Source organism: Pseudomonas edaphica (assembly GCF_005863185.1).
Lineage (GTDB): Bacteria > Pseudomonadota > Gammaproteobacteria > Pseudomonadales > Pseudomonadaceae > Aquipseudomonas > Aquipseudomonas edaphica.
In genome coordinates, this window is the sequence record NZ_VBVZ01000450.1 from 1 (window position 1) to 5,127 (window position 5,127).

General features: G+C 61.6%; 7 protein-coding genes. 3 read left to right on the forward strand and 4 right to left on the reverse strand.

The annotated features are described in order from the left end of the window. Positions 1-43: 43 nt before the first annotated feature. The 3 genes from FEM54_RS23865 to FEM54_RS23875 form a co-directional block, all read right to left on the reverse strand. Positions 44-685 carry an oxidoreductase gene (locus tag FEM54_RS23865; protein WP_017136040.1) on the reverse strand — a complete coding sequence of 214 codons (642 nt, stop codon included), beginning with the start codon at positions 683-685 and terminating at the stop codon, positions 44-46. Positions 686-714: 29 nt separating this feature from the next. Further along, positions 715-2,433: a C13 family peptidase gene (locus FEM54_RS23870; RefSeq protein WP_017136041.1), complete on the reverse strand. Its 1,719-nt coding sequence runs from the start codon at positions 2,431-2,433 to the stop codon at positions 715-717. A 105-nt stretch (positions 2,434-2,538) separates the two neighbouring features. Next, positions 2,539-2,994: a MaoC family dehydratase gene (locus tag FEM54_RS23875; RefSeq protein ID WP_099547585.1), complete on the reverse strand. Its 456-nt coding sequence runs from the start codon at positions 2,992-2,994 to the stop codon at positions 2,539-2,541. Positions 2,995-3,160: 166 nt separating this feature from the next. On the opposite strand from FEM54_RS23875, the gene FEM54_RS23880 reads away from it, so the two are divergent. The 3 genes from FEM54_RS23880 to FEM54_RS23890 are packed head-to-tail and all read left to right on the forward strand — an operon-like array spanning position 3,161 to position 4,842. After that, positions 3,161-3,514: a CidA/LrgA family protein gene (locus FEM54_RS23880; RefSeq protein WP_138453376.1), complete on the forward strand. Its 354-nt coding sequence runs from the start codon at positions 3,161-3,163 to the stop codon at positions 3,512-3,514. Continuing rightward, positions 3,511-4,227, forward strand: a complete 717-nt coding sequence (locus FEM54_RS23885) for an LrgB family protein (RefSeq protein ID WP_017136043.1) — start codon at positions 3,511-3,513, stop codon at positions 4,225-4,227. The genes FEM54_RS23880 and FEM54_RS23885 overlap by 4 nt, the downstream gene beginning before the upstream one ends. 21 nt (positions 4,228-4,248) lie before the next feature. Beyond that, positions 4,249-4,842, forward strand: coding sequence for an LON peptidase substrate-binding domain-containing protein (locus FEM54_RS23890; RefSeq protein WP_017136044.1), 594 nt, complete (start codon positions 4,249-4,251; stop codon positions 4,840-4,842). Here the strand turns inward: FEM54_RS23890 and FEM54_RS23895 are convergent. Next, positions 4,836-5,127 (reverse strand): phosphatase PAP2 family protein (locus tag FEM54_RS23895; protein ID WP_138453377.1); only part of this gene is annotated, 292 nt, incomplete at its 5' end. The two genes, FEM54_RS23890 and FEM54_RS23895, sit on opposite strands and share 7 nt — an antisense overlap.

Here is a 5,127-nt window from a genome sequence, read left to right on the forward strand (position 1 = left end):
GAGCTGGCTTGCCTGCGATGGGGCCCGCACAGGCGCTGCTAGATCATTTGCCGAGCTTGCGCAACTCATCCGACTCCACCACCCGCACGCCATCCTGCTCTTCCAGCGCCAGGCGCCACATGGCGCGGGCCAGTTCGCAGACTTCGATACCGTGGTATTTGCCCGGAATCAACCGCGATAACGGCCCGGCGATTTTCTCGGCCAGGCGCGATTCCAAGCGTTCCCCCAGCAGCAACGAAGGCCGCACGATGGTCAGTTGCGGCCAGTCCTGAGCCTTGAGCGCTTGCTCCATTTCGCCTTTGACGCGGTTGTAGAAAATCGAGGACTTCGGGTCGGCGCCAATCGCGCTGATCACGATCAGGTGCCGAGCGCCCATCTCCCGTGCGCGCTTGGCGAAGGCCACCACCATGTCCAGGTCGACCGCACGGAAGGCTTCTTCTGAACCGGCTTTTTTAATCGTGGTGCCCAGGCAGCAGAAGGCGATATCAACCTGGCCGCTCAGTTGCGGCAGGAACACCGCCGGGTCACCCACCGGGTTTTCCAGGTGTGGGTGCTCGGCCAACGGCTTGCGGCTAGGTGCCAGTACGCGGGTCACCGTGGGTTCGTTGAGCAGGCGGTCGAGCAGGTGTTCGCCGGTCAGGCCGGAGGCGCCGGCGAGCAGGATATGCTGAGGTGTCAGGTACATGGTGTTTCCCCCTTGTTACACGTTACAGCTTAGTTGCCTTTGGCTTCCTTGCTATTCATTGAGACGCTTTCGAGCGCCTTTCGTGCCTGCTGTTTACGTAACAATTGCCAGTGGGCGATCACGCCTTTGGGCGCCCAGATCTGCGGTTCAGAGGCTTCGAAGTTGTCCGCCTGTTCACGCTCGGCCACGTGCAGCTGCGCCAGTTTGAAGGCTTGTTGCAAATCGTCGGTCTGGTTGAAGGCCTGGGCGAACAAGGCGTCGCCGAAGTAGGTGAAGTCCGCTTCCTCGGAGCAACCGAAGGACACGCGATCCGCGCGCGAGGCGGTCATGATCAGCGTGTGCTCGTCCTTCAGGGCCGGGATAAACCCACCGGAGTAGCAGGCGGAAATCACGATGATCTTGTCGCGGTCCTTGAGCGGCGCAAGCACGGCGGCCAGCTCGTCGGCGGGCAGGTCGGCCAGCTCCATGCGCGGCTGGTCGAGTACCAGTTCATGTTCGTGGGTGCCGTGGCTGGTCATGTAGATAAACACCAGGTCTTGCGGCCCGGTGCGTTCGGCCAGGGTTTGCACAGCGCGGCGCAGGCTTTCGCGGGTGGCCAGCGGGCGGTCGGCGATGTGGTCGCGGTGGTTGACCAGACGAATCTGCCCGCGCGCACCGAAGCGCGTGGCGAGCATGTTGCTGACGTAATCGGCTTCGCGCAGGAACACGCTTTGTTTGCCATCGCCGGCCAATACCAGGGTGTACAGCTCGACGGCAGGCGTGGAGGGTGGCACGGCGGCAAGGGCGGCATCGAGCAAGCGGCCCTGGGCCAGTATGCCGACCTCCAGTGGGTCGGGCAGCAACTTGCCGTCGGCATCGCGCACGCGCATGCCGTTGACCCAAGTGCCGGCCTGCACGGTGCCGTCGGTGAGTACCAGGGTGCCTTTGCCCTGGTAGCTGTCGCTGTCGAAACCACCGACATAGAAACTGCCGTCGGTGAGGTTCAGACGGCCTTCGCCGCTGAAGCGCCATTCGCTGAACTGGCCCACGTAGTGGCTGCCGTCCACACCGATCAACTCGCCTTTGCCGCTGAGCGCGCCTTCCTTGAACTGGCCGATCCACACGTCGCCGTCGGCGTTTTCATAACGGCCCTTGCCGTTGAGCTGGTTCTGTTTGAACTGGCCGACATAGATATCGCCGTCGGCACTGTTGAAGGTGCCATTGCCTTCAAGCTGACCATCGACAAAACGACCACTGAACTGGTTGCCACTGTCGTCGTTGCGCTGGCCTTCACCATTGGGTTTGCCGTGCACGAACTGGCCCTGGTACTGGCTGCCGTCGGCCAATTCCAGGCGGCCAAGGCCGGAATATTGATCGTTTTTGAATTCGCCGCGATAGGTCATCTGCCCCTCTTTGAGGGTGCCTTCGCCGTTGCGTCGCCCGTTCTTGAAACCGCCGACGTAGCTGCTGCCCGCCGTGGTCAGGCTGCCTTGGCCATCGAACAGGCCTTGCTGGAACTGGCCTTTATAGACCTCGCCGTTGCTGCCATGCCATTCGCCCTGGCCGTGCCACTGGCCTTTGTCGAACTGGCCGGCGTACCAACTGCCATTGGGGTAGTCCACGCGGCCCTGGCCTTGCAGCAAACCGTTGACCACATCACCCCGGTAACGGCCGCCGTCGGGCAGGCGCGCATCGGGCGGCAACAGCGATTCGCCGTCTCCGCAAGCGGTGAGCAACAGGGCAAGGGCAAGGGGAGCGAGTGGGCGCATAGCGGGATCCGGATAATTGAGCGCCGAGTATGCCGCAGCTGCGAGTTTCATACATAAATTTACATACACTGTGGCAAGGTTTGTTGCCTCGCCACAGGCCCGGCCTTACACGAAGCAGAGTGACAGCGACTCGGCGATGTAAGCAGGTTTTTCCTGGCCTTCGATTTCCAGGGTGGCGGTGGCCTTAAATAGCCATTGGCCAGGTTTTTTCTCGGTCACGTCGGTGAGGGTGACGTTCAGGCGGACTTTGGAATTAACCTTTACCGGCTGGATAAAACGCACGCTGTCCAGCCCATAGTTGACCGCCATCTTCAGGCCTTCGGGCATGATCAGGATGTCTTCCATCAGCTTGGGCATCAACGACAGCGACAGGAAACCGTGGGCGATGGTGCTGCCAAACGGGGTCTTGGCGGCCTTGATCGGGTCGACGTGGATGAACTGATGATCGCCGGTGGCTTCTGCGAACAGGTTGATACGCGCCTGGTCGATGGTGAGCCATTCGGAACGTCCCAGTTCCTTGCCGACATAATCTTTGAGCTGCGCTACAGGTACATAGGGCATTGCGACTCTCCTTGGTTCATCGATTCTGTTTTTTATGAGTTACAGAGAACCAATGTAGATCATCATGGGCAACCCACTCGGTCAACCCACCATGCTTTTGGCGAATGCCGAAGCATATGGCGGGCGTGCTTATAATGCGTCCCAGCTTTAGAGGGGGGAGAGAGCGATGCTGTTACGGGGCCTGACCTGGCTGGTGCTGTTTCAATTGATCGGCACCGCGATCAACCATTTGCTGTTGCCGGTGCTGCCGGGGCCGATTATTGGCTTGCTGCTGATGCTGGTTTTTTTGATCTGGCGCGGTGAAGTCGGCGAGCCCCTGAGCCTGGCCGCCAGCAGCCTGTTACGTTACTTGCCGTTGCTGCTGGTGCCGCCGGCGGTGGGCGTGATGGTCTACGCCAAGGACATTGCCGCCGATTTCTGGGCCATCATCGGCGCGCTCGTTTTGTCGCTGGTGATCGCCATGGGTTTTGTCGGCGTGCTGATGCAGCGCATGGTCAAGCGCAAGGAGCGCGATCAATGATCGGCGACTGGCAGGGCGCGTGGGCTGCGGTTATTCATCATCCGTTGTTCGGCATCGGCATCACCCTCGGCGCCTATCAACTGGTGCTGGCGGCATTCGAGAAAACCCGCTGGGTCTTCCTGCAGCCGGTGCTGGTGTCCATGCTGCTGGTGATCGGCGTGCTGCTCAGTTGCGGCCTGACCTACGTCGAGTACCGCAAGAGCACCGAGATCATGGGCATCCTGCTCGGTCCGGCGACGGTGGCTTTGGCGGTGCCGCTGTTCTTGAACCTGCGACGGATTCGTCAATTGTTCTGGCCGATTTTTACTACGCTGGTGATAGGCGGGGTGGTGGCCACCGGCTTGTGTGTGCTGCTGGGCTGGTGGTTCGGCGCCGAACACATGATGCTGATGACCATGGCGCCCAAGTCGGTGACCTCGCCGATTGCCATGCTGGTGGCTGAGCAGATCGGTGGCGTGGCTGCGCTGGCGGCGGTGTTTGTGCTGATCACCGGGGTGATCGGCGCGATGATCGGCCCGGCGTACCTGTCGCGCCTCGGTGTGCACAGCCCCGAGGCGCGTGGCATGGCGCTGGGCATGACCGCCCACGCCGTCGGCACCTCGGTGGCCTTGCAGGAAAGTGAAGAGTGCGGCGCCTTCGCGGCGTTGGCCATGAGTCTGATGGGCGTGGGCACGGCGGTTTTCCTGCCGTTGGCCGTGTCGGTGATCGTTTAAACCAGGTTTAAGGAAACCTTTATGAGTCTGGCGCTGTTCCCGCTCAATACCGTGCTGTTCCCTGGCTGCACCCTCGACTTGCAACTGTTCGAGGCGCGCTACCTGGACATGATCAGCCGCTGCATGAAAAAGGGCGAAAGCTTTGGTGTGGTGTGCATCCTCGACGGCAAGGAAGTCGGCATGGCCCCGGACGGCTACGCGCTGATCGGTTGTGAAGCGCTGATCCGCGATTTTAAACAGCAGGACAACGGCCTGCTGGGGATTCGCGTCGAAGGTGGCCGCCGCTTCCGCGTGCGCGACGCCGGCGTGCAGAAGGATCAGTTGCTGGTGGCCGAGGTGCAATGGCTCGAAGAGCTGCCCGACCAGCCTTTGGAAGAAGAGGACGCCGACCTGCTGGCGTTGCTCCAGGCCCTGGCCGAGCACCCGATGGTGGCTTCGCTGGACATGGACGCGCATGCCGAGGGTCAGCAAGCCTTGGGCAATCAGCTGGCGTATCTGCTACCGTTCACCGAGGCCGACAAGATCGACCTGCTGCAACTCGATGACCCGCAGCAACGCCTGGATGCGATCCAGATGCTGCTCGACGAGTTGCAGGGCGAATTGTTCACTCAGTAGGCGTAGCGCAACAGGGCGTGGGGTGTGCCGGTGAGGGCGATAAAGCTCAGCACCGCCACCAGCACCGGGAGCAGCAGCCACCAGGTTTTCTGCGGCATGGCCGGCAGCGGGCTTCGATACTGGATGACGGCCAGGCTGAAGGCGCACACCGTCATCGCCAGCAGCGTGCCGGCCAGTATGTCCGTGGGCCAATGCGCGCCCAGGTAAACCCGTGACAGCGCAATAAAAGCGGCGGGAATACAGCCCAGCAGCATCCAGGTCAGGCGCAGGCGTGTGGCTTGCCCG

Coding starts and splice junctions, on each gene's coding strand:
- FEM54_RS23885 (WP_017136043.1), top strand. CDS start 3,511: ATGATCGGCGACTGGCAGGGCGCGTGGGCTGCGGTTATTCATCATCCG.
- FEM54_RS23865 (WP_017136040.1), bottom strand. CDS start 685: ATGTACCTGACACCTCAGCATATCCTGCTCGCCGGCGCCTCCGGCCTG.
- FEM54_RS23890 (WP_017136044.1), top strand. CDS start 4,249: ATGAGTCTGGCGCTGTTCCCGCTCAATACCGTGCTGTTCCCTGGCTGC.
- FEM54_RS23870 (WP_017136041.1), bottom strand. CDS start 2,433: ATGCGCCCACTCGCTCCCCTTGCCCTTGCCCTGTTGCTCACCGCTTGC.
- FEM54_RS23875 (WP_099547585.1), bottom strand. CDS start 2,994: ATGCCCTATGTACCTGTAGCGCAGCTCAAAGATTATGTCGGCAAGGAA.
- FEM54_RS23880 (WP_138453376.1), top strand. CDS start 3,161: ATGCTGTTACGGGGCCTGACCTGGCTGGTGCTGTTTCAATTGATCGGC.